General features: G+C 63.9%; 14 protein-coding genes. 5 read left to right on the plus strand and 9 right to left on the minus strand.

The window, feature by feature from the left end; all coding sequences use genetic code 11:
* Window positions 1-8: 8 nt before the first annotated feature.
* Window positions 9-1004, plus strand: a complete 996-nt coding sequence (locus MSIL_RS18715) for an aldo/keto reductase (protein WP_012592637.1) — start codon at window positions 9-11, stop codon at window positions 1002-1004.
* 3 nt (window positions 1005-1007) lie between these two features.
* Here the strand turns inward: MSIL_RS18715 and MSIL_RS18720 are convergent, their stop codons facing one another.
* The gene (locus MSIL_RS18720) at window positions 1008-3137 is read right to left on the minus strand and encodes a histidine kinase dimerization/phosphoacceptor domain -containing protein (protein WP_012592638.1); all 2130 of its coding nucleotides are present in this window, start codon (window positions 3135-3137) and stop codon (window positions 1008-1010) included.
* A 283-nt stretch (window positions 3138-3420) separates the two neighbouring features.
* On the opposite strand from MSIL_RS18720, the gene MSIL_RS18730 reads away from it, so the two are divergent.
* A complete protein-coding gene (locus MSIL_RS18730; protein WP_012592639.1) occupies window positions 3421-5490 on the plus strand; it encodes a M3 family metallopeptidase in 2070 nt (689 codons plus the stop codon).
* A gap of 72 nt (window positions 5491-5562) precedes the next feature.
* Here MSIL_RS18730 and MSIL_RS18735 read toward each other — a convergent pair whose 3' ends face one another.
* The 3 genes from MSIL_RS18735 to grxC form a co-directional block, all read right to left on the minus strand.
* Entirely contained in the window at window positions 5563-6156 is a 594-nt protein-coding gene (locus tag MSIL_RS18735) for a DsbA family protein (RefSeq protein ID WP_244406183.1), read from the minus strand.
* Window positions 6157-6254: 98 nt separating this feature from the next.
* Complete coding sequence (locus MSIL_RS18740; protein ID WP_012592641.1) at window positions 6255-6755, minus strand: DUF1178 family protein; 501 nt, start codon at window positions 6753-6755, stop codon at window positions 6255-6257.
* Complete coding sequence (grxC, locus tag MSIL_RS18745; protein WP_012592642.1) at window positions 6752-7015, minus strand: glutaredoxin 3; 264 nt, start codon at window positions 7013-7015, stop codon at window positions 6752-6754. The genes MSIL_RS18740 and grxC overlap by 4 nt, the downstream gene beginning before the upstream one ends.
* A 123-nt stretch (window positions 7016-7138) precedes the next feature.
* Here grxC and irrA point away from each other — a divergent pair, with 123 nt between their 5' ends.
* Window positions 7139-7615, plus strand: coding sequence for an iron response transcriptional regulator IrrA (gene irrA, locus MSIL_RS18750; RefSeq protein ID WP_012592643.1), 477 nt, complete (start codon window positions 7139-7141; stop codon window positions 7613-7615).
* Between the two features lie 15 nt (window positions 7616-7630).
* Window positions 7631-8677 carry a ferrochelatase gene (gene hemH / locus MSIL_RS18755; protein ID WP_012592644.1) on the plus strand — a complete coding sequence of 349 codons (1047 nt, stop codon included), beginning with the start codon at window positions 7631-7633 and terminating at the stop codon, window positions 8675-8677.
* Here the strand turns inward: hemH and MSIL_RS18760 are convergent.
* The 4 genes from MSIL_RS18760 to galE all read right to left on the minus strand — a co-directional run bounded on the left by MSIL_RS18760 (window position 8674) and on the right by galE (window position 11802).
* A complete protein-coding gene (locus tag MSIL_RS18760) occupies window positions 8674-9489 on the minus strand; it encodes an HvfC/BufC N-terminal domain-containing protein (RefSeq protein ID WP_012592645.1) in 816 nt (271 codons plus the stop codon). The two genes, hemH and MSIL_RS18760, sit on opposite strands and share 4 nt — an antisense overlap.
* A complete protein-coding gene (gene bufB / locus MSIL_RS18765) occupies window positions 9486-10325 on the minus strand; it encodes an MNIO family bufferin maturase (protein WP_012592646.1) in 840 nt (279 codons plus the stop codon). The genes MSIL_RS18760 and bufB overlap by 4 nt, the downstream gene beginning before the upstream one ends.
* A gap of 86 nt (window positions 10326-10411) precedes the next feature.
* Window positions 10412-10696 (minus strand): BufA2 family periplasmic bufferin-type metallophore, encoded by a 285-nt coding sequence (bufA2, locus tag MSIL_RS18770; RefSeq protein ID WP_012592647.1) that lies wholly within the window; start codon window positions 10694-10696, stop codon window positions 10412-10414.
* 116 nt (window positions 10697-10812) lie between these two features.
* A complete protein-coding gene (galE, locus tag MSIL_RS18775) occupies window positions 10813-11802 on the minus strand; it encodes a UDP-glucose 4-epimerase GalE (RefSeq protein ID WP_012592648.1) in 990 nt (329 codons plus the stop codon).
* Window positions 11803-12097: 295 nt separating this feature from the next.
* On the opposite strand from galE, the gene galU reads away from it, so the two are divergent.
* Complete coding sequence (gene galU / locus MSIL_RS18780) at window positions 12098-12985, plus strand: UTP--glucose-1-phosphate uridylyltransferase GalU (RefSeq protein WP_012592649.1); 888 nt, start codon at window positions 12098-12100, stop codon at window positions 12983-12985.
* 39 nt (window positions 12986-13024) lie between these two features.
* Here the strand turns inward: galU and MSIL_RS18785 are convergent, their stop codons facing one another.
* Complete coding sequence (locus MSIL_RS18785; RefSeq protein WP_012592650.1) at window positions 13025-14119, minus strand: alkene reductase; 1095 nt, start codon at window positions 14117-14119, stop codon at window positions 13025-13027.
* Window positions 14120-14180 lie beyond the last annotated feature (61 nt).

Consider the following 14180-nt stretch of genomic DNA (forward strand, 5'->3'; position numbering starts at 1 on the left):
GCTTGCCAATGAAAACGCGTCAACTTGGGGCCAAAGGGCCGCCCGTCTCGGCCATTGGCCTTGGCTGCATGGGAATGTCGGATTTCTATGGACCGTCCGATCGCGAGGAAAGCATCGCGACGATCCACGCCGCGCTCGACGCGGGCGTGACGCTGCTCGATACCGGCGATTTCTATGGCATGGGCCATAATGAGATGCTGATCGCCGAGGCGCTGCAGGGGGTGAGCCGCGAGGCCTTTCAGGTCAGCGTCAAATTCGGGGCGCAACGCGATCCTTCCGGCGCCTGGATCGGGTTCGACGCGCGCCCCCAGGCGGTGAAGACTTCGCTGACCTATTCGCTGCGCCGGTTGCGGCTCGATTACGTTGACGTCTATCGCCCGGCTCGCCTCGATCCGCATGTGCCGATCGAGGACACGGTCGGCGCCATCGCCGATATGGTCAAGGCCGGCTATGTCAGGGAAATCGGCCTGTCCGAGGTCGGCAGCGAGACGCTGCGGCGCGCGGCGGCCGTGCATGCGATCGCCGATCTGCAAATCGAATATTCGCTGATCTCGCGCGGCATCGAGGGCGGCGTTCTCTCCACATGTCGCGAACTTGGGATTGCGCTCACCGCCTATGGCGTACTGTCGCGCGGGCTGATCAGCGGGCATTGGCGCCCCGGGCCGCTCGAGCCAGGCGATTTTCGCTCGCGCAGCCCGCGTTTCCAGGAGGGCAATGTCGACAAGAATCTCCAGCTCGTCGAGGCGCTGCGGAAACTGGCGGCAGAGAAGGGCGCAAGCGTCGCGCAGATTGCGATCGCCTGGGTTCTGGCGCAGGGCGAGGACATCATCCCGCTCATCGGCGCGCGGCGGCGCGACCGCCTCGCTGAGGCTCTTGGCGCCCTCAACGTCACGCTGACGCCGAAGGATATTTCTGCGATCGAGGCGATCGCGCCCAAAGGCGCCGCCGCGGGCGAGCGCTACGACGCCCCGCAAATGGCCTTTCTCGACAGCGAGCGGGGGTAGGGTTCAGGCCGGTCCGCGCAGCGGCGCGGACAGGGTGACGCGCAGGCCCGGCTTGTTGTCCTCATAGGTGAGTTCGCCGCCCAGCTGCGACACGAGGGCCTCGAGCATCCGCGCCCCGAATCCCTTGCGCGCGGCCGGACCCTTGCCGGCGCCTTTGTCCGAGAGGACGAGGCGCAGGCGGCCATGCTCTTCGCCCAGTTTGAGCGCCACCGGGCCCGGCGCGCCGCCATAGGCGTATTTGTTGGCGTTGATCAAAAGCTCCGTCAAAATCAGGCCGAGAACGACGGCCTGATCGGTCGACGCCGAGACGGGCGCAAGGTCGAGCGTGATATGCTCGGCCCAGCCCGATCCGAGGGCGACAATCGCGTCGGCGACAAGCTCCTCGAAATAGCGGCTCAGTTCGACGATTTCGATCTGGTCGCCGCGATAGAGCCGCCTGTGCAACAGGGCGACGGCGCCGATGCGCCGGTTCGCCTCGTCAATCGATCCCCGCAGATTGGCGTCCTGAGACTGCATGCCTTGCAGGGTCAGGAAGCTGGAGACGAGCTGCAGGCTGTTCTGAACGCGGTGGTTCACTTCCCCGATCAGATATTGCTTCTGCTCCAGCAGCAGATCCTTGTCTTTCAGCGTATCGGTCAGGCGCCGATTGAGGTCGCGCACGCGCCAGTTCTGACGCGCTTCAAGCACGGCGCTGGCGAGCCGCCCCGCCGCCTCGATCTCGGCGAGGCTCCAGTCGCGCGCGCGGCCGAGCACTGTCTCGGACCACATCTCGAAGGAGGCGCGCGGCGTCAGCTCGCCGGCCGCGCCGGCCTGGGCGTCTTTGTGCGGATTGCCTGCCCATTTGACGATTTCGATCTTCTCGGCCCGAAACCACAGGATCAGCCAGGGCTCCTCGAAAGACAGCACCGCCGCGGCGACGCCGCTGGCCCGCGCCCGGTAGGCCGCGGCCTCGGGATAGAGCTGCGCCAGCCGGTCAGTGGAAAAGGACGTTTTTCCGCGCGAAGCGATCCAGCGCGCGAGAGCGGATATTTCCTGATTTTTCGGGCCTTCTCCGCTGGCGATCAGATCGGAGCCGCGCAGGATGGCGACGCCGTCGCTGCGCAACATCCGGGCGAGTTCGGCGAGATGGTTCGAGACGGCCTCATGGAGCGGCCCTTCCCGCGCGAGCACTTCGACGAGTCCGGCGGACAAATTGGTCAGCCGCATCTGCTCGCGATAGGTCTCCCTCTCTTCCCTGGCCTTGATCTGCTGCGCGAGCGCGACGGCGAGCGCCCGGCAGACGCTGCGCGCATCGTGAGGAAGGCCAAGCGGCTGCATATTGTGGCAGGCGATCAGCCCCCAAAGCCGGCCGCCCGTCACGATCGAAACCGAGGCGGAGGCGCAAACCCCCATATTGCGCAAATATTGCAAATGGATCGGAGAGACGCTCCGCAGCGCGCAATCGCTCATGTCGAGCGCCGCCGCTGGCCCCGGGGGCCGCAGCGGCGCGGCTTGATAGTCGATCGTTGGGATCGTCCTCACGAGATTGCGGACGTAAAGCGCTCGCGCCTGACGCGGAATATCGGAGGCGGGAAAGTGATGATGCAGAAAAGACCCCAGATCTTCGCGCCGCGATTCGGCGACAACGCGGCCTGACTCGTCATCAAGAAAGCGGTAGACCATCACCCGGTCGAAGCCGGTCAGCGCGCGGAATTTTTTAGCCGCGACGTCGCAAAGCTCCTGAATATTGTCCGTGTTTTGAAACTCTGTCGTCGCCGCCTCGAGCTCCGAGAGAACAAACGCGGCGGGCGACGGATCCGTTGACGCTGGCTCGAACTCGACAAAAAGCGCGTCCGCCGTGGCGTGAACGCTGACGTCAAGCCGCTCCGCTCCTGCTGTTTCGATCCGCCCCAGAAAGAGGCCGGCCGGCCCTTCGGGCGCGCCCGCCGCCCGCGCGGCGAGCGCGACGCCGATGAAGTCAGAGAGGGGGCGAAACAGCCAATCCCCAGCGCCGAGGCGGCCTTCGATGTCGCCAGCCGCCATATTTACGCTCAAACTCGCGCGATCGGCGACCAGAAGCAGCCCGTGCGGCTGGATGGCCCCTGGAATGTGAATCGGTTCGCGGTCGCAGGCCGTGATATTTATGAGATCCATGGCGCCTCGTCAGACATCTGCGCACGTATGCGCTGCTTGCGGAAGCCGCGGCGACGTCGGGGTCGGGGAAACCTTGGAAAATTGGCTCAGCAAACGAATCAATCTGGCTGGATCGGACGCATTGGCCCGGCGGGAACGCTGCGCTTAACGGGGATCGTCGCGAGCGGTTCCGGCGGACCTTCGAGACGGCTTGCTTCGCGCGCGCTGCATTGGCCGCGCTCGACTCGATCGGCTATCATCGCCGCAAATTCTTGGACAATTATTTTGGACCTGGAGGCCATCGATGACCAAGACGCACCCGGGCGAGGCGAATCCGCTGCTCGAACCCTGGACCGGGCCGTTCGAGGCGCCGCCCTTCGGACTGATCCGCTCCGATGAATTTCGTCCGGCCTTCAATCGCGCGCTCGCCGAGGCGCGGGCGGAGACCGACGCCGTCGCGGCCAATCCCGAGCCGCCGACCTTCGCCAATACCATCGAGGCGATCGAGCGCAGCGGCAAGAATCTCGACAAGGTCGCAAGCGTCTTCTTCAATCTCGTCGGCACGGATTCCGATGAGACGCTGGAAGCGGTCGAGCGCGACATGGCGCCGATCCTGTCGCGTCATCGCAGCGCGTTCTTTTTGAATGAGGCGCTTTTCGCGCGGGTCGCCGCGCTCCATGCGCAGCGCGATTCTCTGGGGCTCGACGCCGAGCAGGCGCGCGTGCTCGAACGCTATCATCTGAATTTCACGCGCAATGGCGCCGGCCTGCCCTCTGAGGCCAAGGCGCGCCTTGCCGATATCGGCGAGCGCCTCGCCAGCCTTGGCGCGCAATTCGGCCAGAATGTTCTGGCCGACGAAAAAGCCTATCTGCTGATTCTCGACATCGAGGATCTCGGCGGCCTGCCCGATTTCCTGGTTGCGAGCGCGGCCCGCATCTCCGCCGAGCGCGGCCATCCCGGCCGATACGGGATCACCCTGTCGCGCTCCAGCATCGAGCCGTTCCTGCAGTTCTCGAACCGGCGCGATCTGCGGGAAAGGGCGTTCCGCGCTTGGTCTGCGCGCGGCGAAAGCGACGGCCATACGGATAATCGCCCGATCGCCGCCGAAATGGTCAAGCTCAGGGCCGAGCGCGCGGCGCTTCTTGGCTATGAAAGCTTCGCCCATTTTCGCCTGGCCGACACCATGGCCAAGACGCCCGAGGCGGCGCTCGATCTTCTGCAATCGGTCTGGACGCCAGCGGTGCAGCGCGCCGCGGAGGAGGAGCAGGCGCTGCAAAAGCTCGCCGCCGCCGAGGGCGAGAATTTCCGCATCGCGCCCTGGGACTGGCGCTATTACGCGGAAAAGCAGCGCAAGGCCGAATTCGACCTCGATGAGGGCGAGATCAAGCCTTATCTGCAGCTCGGCAAATTGATCGAGGCCGCCTTCTACGCCGCGGGCCGGCTGTTTGGGCTCAGTTTTACCGAACGCTTCGACATTCCGCTCTACAACAAGGGCGCGCGCGCCTTTGAAGTCGCGCGGGACGGCAAGCCGGTCGCGCTGTTCATCGGCGATTATCTGGCGCGGCCGTCCAAACGCAGCGGCGCTTGGATGAGCGATTTTCGCGGCCAGCACAAACTCGACGGCGCGCAATTGCCCATCATCGTCAATGTCATGAATTTTGCGCAGGGCGGCGAGGGCGAGCCAAGCCTGCTCAGCTTCGATGACGCGCGCACGCTGTTCCATGAATTCGGCCACGGTCTGCATGGCATGCTGTCCGACGTGACCTATCCGACGCTTTCGGGCACCAATGTCGCGCGCGACTTCGTTGAATTTCCCTCGCAGCTCTATGAGCATTGGCTGGAGCAGCCCGAGATTTTGCGTCGCTTCGCGCTGCATTATGAGACGGGTGAGCCGATGCCGGAGGCGCTCATCGAAAAGCTCGTCGCCGCGCGAAAATTCAATCAGGGCTTCGCGACGCTCGAATATGCCGCCTCCGCGCTGGTCGACCTCAGCCTGCATCTGAACGCGACGCCGGAGGATCTCGACGTCGTCGCGCTCGAACAGAAGGAGCTGGCGCGCATCGGCATGCCGGAGGCCATCGCCATGCGTCACCGCACGCCGCATTTCCAGCACATCTTTTCGGGCGAATCCTATTCGGCCGGCTACTACAGCTATCTCTGGTCGGAAATTCTCGACGCCGACGGTTTTGAGGCCTTCCACGAGACCGGCGACATCTTCCATACGGAGACGGCGCGGCGGCTGCATGATTTCGTCTATGCCGCCGGCGGCAGCCGCGACTATGAGGACGCCTACGCAGGATTTCGCGGGCGGGCGCCCTCGCCACAGGCGCTGCTGCGAAAGCGCGGCCTGGATAGTGCGGCGGCGGCGAGTTAGCTCCGTTTGAAACGGGGGCGTCCTTCGGCAAGCTCAGGACACGAGGGCGGCAACAGCGCGCCGAATGAAGTCTCAGGGCTCGCGCTTCGCCCGCGCGTCGGCGACGGCTTTCTTGAAGCCGTCGAAATCGAGCGCCGCCGCGACGAGGAAGGGCCCGATCAGATAGACCGGCGTTCCGGCAAAGCCCATGCCGGTCGCCTGCTTCTCGGTGCGCTTCAATATCGCGTCGATCTGCGCGGCTTTTCCGGAGAAATCGGCGTCGAGCCGGGCCATGTCGACGCCGGCCGCGGCGACAAGTTGGCGCGCTTCGGCCTCACTCGACTTGCGGCGGGACGTCGCCATCAGCGCGTGATGCGCGGCGGCATATTTGCCCTGAAAATTCGCCGCGAGCGCGAGTTTGGCGGCGTAGACAGAAACCCCGCCAAAGATCGGCCAGTCCTTATAGACGAGGCGGATATTTTTATCGGACGCGATCAGCCGCTCCAGCGCCGGCTCCGACTTCATGCAGAAGGGACAATTATAATCGAAGAAGGCGACGATGGTGACGTCGCCGTTCGGATCGCCGCCGACGGGGGTCGCGGGATCGCTCAAGAGGGCTTCGCGGCTGAGATCGGGATCGTCCGCGGAGAGCGGCGCGGCGGACGCGGCGCCGATGCAAACAGCCATTACGGCGCCTGCCAGCAGGCCCCGCCGCGAAACATTCAGCATTTCAGTGAGCTCCGCGCGGGAATTTGGCCTTCCGTCCGGGGAGGGCGGCGCGCTCTTCAGTTGAATTCGCCTGGCGCGCGCGGCAGCGGCAGGATGTTGACGCCCTCTTCGATCAGCAGGCGAACGTTGTCGTGGCTCGCCTGACCGTGGATTGGCCGATCCGGCGCCAGGCCGTGATGGATCTTCAACGCTTCCTCGGCAAATTTGTCGCCGAGATCGTCGGAGTTATCGAGCACGCGCTGGCGGAACTCGGCGATCATCTCGCGCAATTTTGTGTCCGCGGCGCTGAAAATCTCGACCGGGCCGCCGGCAGGCGCCGGCACATCGGGCGCAGGCGCGCTTTGCGCAGGCGCGCCCTGCGCCGAAGCGGCGGGCGGCCCTTCAACCCGGTCGCGGCGGGCCAGCGCGGGAGCCATGATCGCCTTGGAGACGGAGGCGCTCTGGCATGTCGGGCAGGAAATCAGGCCGGCTTCGGCCTGCGCGTCAAAAGCCACGCCCTCTTTGAACCAGCTTTCGAACTCGTGACCATTGGCGCAACGCAGCGAAAATTTGATCATTGCGCGTGATCGGCGATCAGCTGCTCGAGCTTGCCGTCGTAGTGAAGCTCATACAAATCGTCGCAGCCGCCGACATGGCTTTCGCCGATGAAGACCTGCGGCACGCTGCTGCGGCCGGTGCGCTCGGCCAGCTCGCTCCGGAGTTTTGGGTCGCCGTCGACGGAGATTTCGGTGAACTCAAGCTTCTTCTTTTCCAACAGCGCCTTGGCCCTGATGCAATAGGGGCAGGTCGACGTGGTATAGATCGTAATTTGCGCCATCCGGTGATCCTCTTCGCCGACTATAAAAGAAAAAATATCGGTTTCACAAGCGCCGGCGGCGCGCGGTTGCCGATCGGGCGGGGGCGCCCTATTCTTGATTTCCTGTTCTCATGAGAGCGCTTGATGCCAAGATTGAACTCGAAATCGCGCCGCGCCGCAGACCAGCAGAAGGCGCCGCTGGGACAGCTTCGCGGGTGCCCGTTTCACGAACTCCGCGTCAAATTCGCCGCCACGGGGCTGCGGCCGACGCGGCAGCGGCTCTCCCTCGGCTGGCTTTTGTTCTCGCGCGGGGACCGGCACCTGACCGCCGAAAATCTGGCCGAAGAGGCGCAGGCCTCCAACGTTCCGGTCTCGCTCGCGACCATCTACAACAGCCTGCACCAGTTCAGCGGCGCGGGCCTTCTGCGCGAGGTTGCCGTCGACGGCACCAGAACCTATTTCGACACCAATACGCTGATCCACCACCATTTTCTGATAGATGGGACGCTGGTCGACATTCCGGAAGTGAAAATCGATCCCCTTGATCTGCCGCCGCCGCCGCCGGGAAAACGCGTCGCGGCGATCGAAGTGGTCGTACATCTTCGCGACGCGTCCGCCTGAGAGAAAACGCCCGCCATGACCGCTGAGACCGCCGCTGTCGACGCGCGTCCCGTCGCCAGCTCCCAGAGGGTTGGCGTGCTGCTCGTCAATCTCGGCACGCCGGATGCGCTCGGCTATTGGCCTGTGCGCCGCTATCTGAAAGAGTTTTTGTCCGACAGGCGCGTCGTCAACACGCCCCGCCTGATCTGGTGGCCGATTCTCAATCTCATCATCCTGACGACGCGGCCGCAAAGAAGCAGCAAGAATTACGAGACGATCTGGAACTCGCAGCGCAATGAGAGCCCGCTGAAGACCGTCACGCGGTCGCAGGCGGAGCAACTTGCCGGCTCAATTGTTTCCGGTGAATTCGGCGCCGGCGGAGACATCGTCGTGGACTGGGCGATGCGCTACGCCAATCCGTCGATCCTTTCGTCCCTGCAACGCCTGAGGGAGCAGGGATGCGGGCGCGTGCTCATCGTCCCGCTCTATCCGCAATTTGCCGGCGCGACGACTTTGAGCGTCGCCGACAAGGTGGAAGAGTCGCTGGCGCGGATGAATTGGCGTCCTGACATGCGCAGCGTCCCGCCTTATTATAACGACCCTGTCTACATTGACGCGCTGGCGCAGTCGGTTCGCGCGGGGCTCGCCGCGCTCGATTTCGAGCCCGAAGTCGTCCTCGTGTCGTTCCACGGCATCCCGAAATCCTATGTCGAGGCGGGCGATCCTTATTACGACCAATGCGTCGAGACCTGGCGGCTGCTGCGCGAGCGCCTCGACTTTTCGCCCGAGCGCTGTCCGCTCACCTTCCAGTCGCGGTTCGGGCGCGCCGAATGGCTTTCGCCCTACACGGACGAGACTGTCAAGGAGCTGGCGCGCAAGGGCGTCCGGCGCATGGCGGTGCTAACGCCGGGCTTTTCCGTCGATTGCCTCGAGACCATCTCCGAGATCGGCGTCGAGAATCGCGAGTTCTTTATCGAGGCTGGCGGCGAGCAATTCGCATTGATCCCCTGCCTCAATGACAGCGCGCTTGGGATGAAGGTCATCCGTCATATCGTCTCGCGCGAACTCGAAGGATGGATTTAGGCACGGCTTCCGGCCGGCTCTGCGCCGACGCCGGCGATGAGGCCGTCGGCGAACCAGCGCGCCAAAAACCCCGCGGCCTCGCCCGCGACGTCTTCGACGCCGCGATTTTGCGCCAGAACGGCGCAGATCAGCCCAAAATCAGCCCCGCGCATCAAGGTGGCCAGGGCAAGCTCCTCCTCGCCGCCGAGCGCGCGGTAGAAAGACAGATCGCGCTGGCGCCAGAACAGCATCGTCTCCATCGGGGAAGACTCAAGGTCATTCGCATTCGCGGCGTCGGCCGCCTCGATCGGCTCGCTTTGGCTGAGCTCATAAGCGCGGCGCGCGGCGTGCGGCAGCGCGATCATGCGCACCGAAGGGTGCAAGGCGAATGTCAGCTCCGGCCATTCCTCGGGGGAATGCGCTGCGAGAACCTCGATCGCAAGCTGGGGCGCGTCCGGCGCGTCGAAGGCATGCGACAAAGCGCGCTCGAATTCGGCAAGGCCGAGGGCCTCGTCCCGTTCGCGCCAATCGGGATCCTCGCGCATGAAATCCGGCAGACCGCGGCAATAATCCTGCGCCGCGAAGGCGCGCGAGGGGCGCTGTTCGAGGTAGGCTTCAAACAGCGCGCCGAAGGCCTCGTCGCCGAGCCTTTCGCGCAAGGCGGGATATTCGGCGGAAAGACATTCCGCCAGCCGCAGCCGATAGGCGTCCGAATAGATCTTGAAGCGCGCCGCCGCATTGAGCCTTGGCCCGTCCTCGACGCCTGACGGGGCGGCCTCGCCGCCGGAAAGAATGGCGCTCTGAAATAGGCTCTGCGATTGCTTCAGCGTCATTCGGCAGCCTGCTTTGCGGACGCCGACAGGGCGACGGCCCGCGCGCGATCGAGTTCGGCGACGAGCTCCTGAAGCGGCGGGAAATTGTCGTCGCGCTCAATCATGGTCGAGATTGCGCCAAAGCGGCGGCAGGCGCGTTCAAACAAAGACCACACCTCTTCAATCACCGGCTGGTCGTGGGTGTCGATCTTATGCGTCTCATGGTCCGAATGTCCGGCAAGGTGAAACTGGAGCACGCGCTCTTGCGGAATGTCGTCGAGAAAGCGGGCCGGGTCGAAGCCATGGTTGAAGCTCGAGACGAAGACATTGTTGACGTCGAGAAGCAGCCAGCAATCGGCTTTTTCGGCGAGTTCGCGCAAGAAGACCTCTTCGGTCATCTCGGATTCGGCGAAGGTCACATAGCTCGACACATTTTCGATGGCGATGCGGCGTTGCAGAAAATCCTGAACGCGCAAAATGCGCTCGGCGACATGATGCAGGGCTTCGCGCGTGTAAGGGATCGGCAAGAGGTCGTGCAGATTGACGCCATGGACGCCGGTCCAGCACAAATGGTCGGAAATCCATTCCGGCTCGCAGCGGCGGGCGAGATCCCGCAATTTGCCGAGATAGTGGAAATCGAGCGGCGCGGTCGATGCGATCGACATTGAGACGCCGTGCATCACGATCGGGTAATTGGCGCGTATGTCGTCGAGGATCGCCAGCGGGCGACCGCCGCGGCCAATGTAATTTTCTGAAATGATCTCGAACCAGTCGATGTCGGGCCGCTGTTCGATGATTTCGGCATAGTAGCGATGCCGGAGGCCAAGACCGAAGCCAAGAGGGGCAGGCTTTTGCATCGTCGCTCCCGGTATCCGTCGGCGCATCGCACGAGGCGCGGGCGGTTCGATCACGCCGCCGCGCCCCGCAAAGTTGAGCGGTTATATCAGATAACCGTGCCGCCTTTCGACGTGCAGGCGCTGGTTGACTTCGCCGGCAGCCAGCCATGGCCCTTGCAGCTGTTTTGGCCCTTGCAGGCGTTTTCCGCCGTCTTGCAGGCGCTTGTGCCCTTGCAGGAGTTGATCCCCATGCAATGAACCGTTTTCGCCGATTTGGCGGCGGCCGGGCTCAAGGCGGCCCCATTCATCGCAAGCGCGATGGCGGCGATGGCGAGGCTTGCGCCAGAGGCGACTTTGCTGGTCCGAACGCCCAAATCGTGGCTGCTGGTCATGGTTTTCTCCCCAGAAAAACCCGCGGCGGCGCGGGCGTTGCGCGAGCCCTTGCGGCCCACACAAGCTTTACGCGGGGCGATGCGGATGGTTACGCGATCACGCGATTGTGATCGGTTTACCCGGCCTTGCGGTTGTGCAGGCGGCGCTCCCAGGACAGAGCCTGCTCGACGATTTCGGCGAGATTGTCGTGTTTCGGCGTCCAGCCGAGCTCCTGCCTGACGCGGTCGGCGCCGGCGACCAGCGAGGCCGGATCGCCGGGCCTCCGCCCCTTCAGCCGCACCTCGAAATCGACGCCCGACACTTTCTTTACAACCTCGACCACTTCGAGCACGGATAGTCCGCGGCCATAGCCGCAATTGCAGGTGAGGCTGCCGCCGCCCGCGCGCAGATGCGCCAGCGCCAGCAAATGTGCGTCGACGAGATCGGTCACCTGAATGTAGTCGCGCACGCAGGAGCCGTCGGGCGTCGGATAATCGGTTCCAAACACGTCAAGGCCGTCGCGATGGCCAAGGGCGGCCTGCACCGCGACCTTGATGAGATGGGTCGCGACCGGCGAGGACTGGCCGAGCCGCCCGGCGGGATCGGCTCCAGCGACGTTGAAATAGCGCAAGACCACATAGCGCAGCTGATGCGCCGCCGCGACGTCGGCGAGCATCCATTCGACCATCAGCTTCGAGCGGCCATAAGGGTTGATCGGCGCGAGCGCGACATTCTCGAAGACCGGATTTTCCGCCGGCTCGCCATAGACGGCCGCGGTCGAGGAGAAGATGAACTGTTTGACGCCGGCCTTGACCGCGCATTCGAGCAGGTTGCGCGCCTTGGCGGTGTTGTTGAGATAATAGGCGAGGGGGTCCGAGACGGACTCCGGGACGACGATCTTCGCCGCGAAATGGGCGATCGCATCGATGCGGTGGTCGGCGAAAATCTGATCGACAAGCGCGCTGTCGCCGAAGTCTCCCACGATCAGCTTGGCCGCCGGCGGGACCGCCCAGGCGAAACCGGTCGAGAGATTGTCAAGGACGACGACCTCCTCGCCCTGATCGAGCAGCGCCAGCGCCATATGGCCGCCGATATAGCCGGCTCCCCCCGTAACGAGCACCGTCATGAATTACCCCTCTAAGACGCAGCCGCCATTTAATGAATTTGCCGCGAAGTGGAAATCATAGTCCATCGTGATAGCCCGGCGCCGTCGAGCAAGCTTCTCCGCCGCCTCATGACGGAATTATTGCGGAACTTGTGGCCGCCCCCAAGCTTTAGTCCTGCTCGATAATGCGCGGCTCAGCCATACGACATAATGCTGCGGTTGCGCTCGCTAGTTTGACAGGCCGATCTTGGTTATGATCGCGCCGCCGTTCATTCGGCGCCTTTCCACGGGACGGCGCTCATCTCAGGGACACTCGATGACGAAACGGATTCGCAAGGCTGTTTTTCCGGTCGCGGGCCTCGGCACGCGGTTTCTTCCGGCGACCAAATCGATCCCGAAGGAAATGTTGACGATCGTCGATCGTCCCGTGCTTCAGCATGTCGTCGAGGAGGCGGCCGAGGCCGGCATCGAGCATTTCATCTTCGTCACCGGACGCGGCAAGGCGGTCATCGAAGATCATTTCGACATCGCCTATGAGCTTGACGACACGCTGCAGAAACGCGGCAAGCTGAAAGAGTTCAACGCCCTCAAGGAGCAATTGCCAGCCGCCGGCGCGACGAGCTTTACGCGCCAGCAGGCGCCGCTCGGCCTTGGCCATGCGATCTGGTGCGCGCGGGAGCTCGTCGGCGACGAGCCTTTCGCCGTGCTGCTGCCCGACATGGTGACGATGGCCGGCCCGCAGAGTTCAGGCCGCTGCCTCTCCCAATGCATTGAAGCCTATGCAAAGCACGGCGGCAACATCATCGCCGTCGAGGAAGTCGCGCCGGAAGAGACGCACCAATATGGAATCGTATCGATCGGCAGGGATTTCGGCTCATCTTTCGAGATTACCGGCATGGTGGAGAAGCCGCCGCAGGGAACCGCGCCGTCGAACTGCATCATTTCCGGCCGCTATCTGCTCGGCCCGGAAATCTTCAAGATTCTGGAAAAGGTCGAGAAGGGCGCAGGCGGCGAGATCCAGCTGACCGACGGCATGAAGGAGCTCGCCGCGACGCAGAGCTTTCACGGCGTGCGCTTCGACGGCAAGACCTATGATTGCGGCTCGAAGCTCGGCTTTCTTTCGGCCAATGTCGCCTTCGCGCTGTCCAATCCCGATATCGCCGGAGCCTTCAAGGCCGAATTGAAGAAATTCGGGCCTTTCTAGCAGTTTCGCGAGGCCGGCGGCGGCCGGCCTCGCCCCGTCTTACGCGTCGTCGAGCGCCGGATAGTCCGTATAGCCCTCGGCTGCGCCGCCATAGAAAGTCTCGACATGGGGAGCATTGAGCGGCGCATTCTCGCGCAGCCGCTCGACGAGATCGGGGTTGGAGATGAACAATTTGCCGAAGGCGATCAGGTCGGCCCGATCGGCTTCCAGCGCCTCGATCGCGAGGTCGCGCGTATAGGCGTTGTTGGCGATATAGGCGCCGCTGAAGGATTTGCGAAACGCCGGAAAATCGAATGGCGCATTATCCCGCGCGCCGCCCGTCGCGCCTTCGATCACGTGGATATAGGCGAGGCCGCGCTGGCTCAGCGCCGCGACGAGCGGGAAGAAGACTTTTTCGGGTGCGCTGTCGACCGCGTCATTGACGGGGCTGACCGGCGAGAGCCGGATCCCGACGCGCGACTTGTCCCAAACGGCAAGGATCGCGTCGGTGACTTCGAGCGCGAAACGGGTCCGGTTTTCTACCGATCCGCCATAAGAATCGTCGCGCTTGTTGGTCCCGTCCTTCAGAAACTGGTCGATCAGATAGCCATTGGCGCCGTGGATCTCGACGCCGTCGAAGCCGGCGCGCTTGGCGTTCTCGGCGGCGCGGCGATAGTCCGCGACGACGCGCGGGATTTCATCGAGGGCGAGCGCGCGCGGCGCCGAGACGGGCGCGAGGCCGCTTTCGATAAAAGTTTGGCCCTTCGCCGCAATCGCGGAGGGGGCGACGGGCGCGCCGCCGCCCGGCTGCAGCGACACATGCGAGTACCGGCCGACGTGCCAGAGCTGGATGAAAATCAGCCCGCCCTCCTCATGGACGGCGTCCGTCACCTTTTTCCATCCCTCGACCTGCTCCTCGCTATAAATGCCGGGCGTTGCGAAATAGCCTTGGCCTTCCTGCGAAATCTGTGACGCCTCGCTGATGATCATGCCCGCGGAAGCGCGCTGGCGGTAATATGTCGCATTGAGATCCGAGGGGGCCAGCGTGCCCTTCGTAGCGCGGCTGCGTGTCAGCGGGGCCATCACGATCCGGTTCGGCAGGCGAAGGTCGCCGAGCGTGAAAGGCGAAAACAGAACATTGGCGTCAGCGGTCATCGATTGCTCCAACTTTCGGTGGCGAACGGGGGCGCAGGATGACTGAAAACGCATGAACGCC

Origin of the sequence: Methylocella silvestris BL2 (assembly GCF_000021745.1) — a bacterium.
Classification (GTDB): domain Bacteria; phylum Pseudomonadota; class Alphaproteobacteria; order Rhizobiales; family Beijerinckiaceae; genus Methylocapsa; species Methylocapsa silvestris.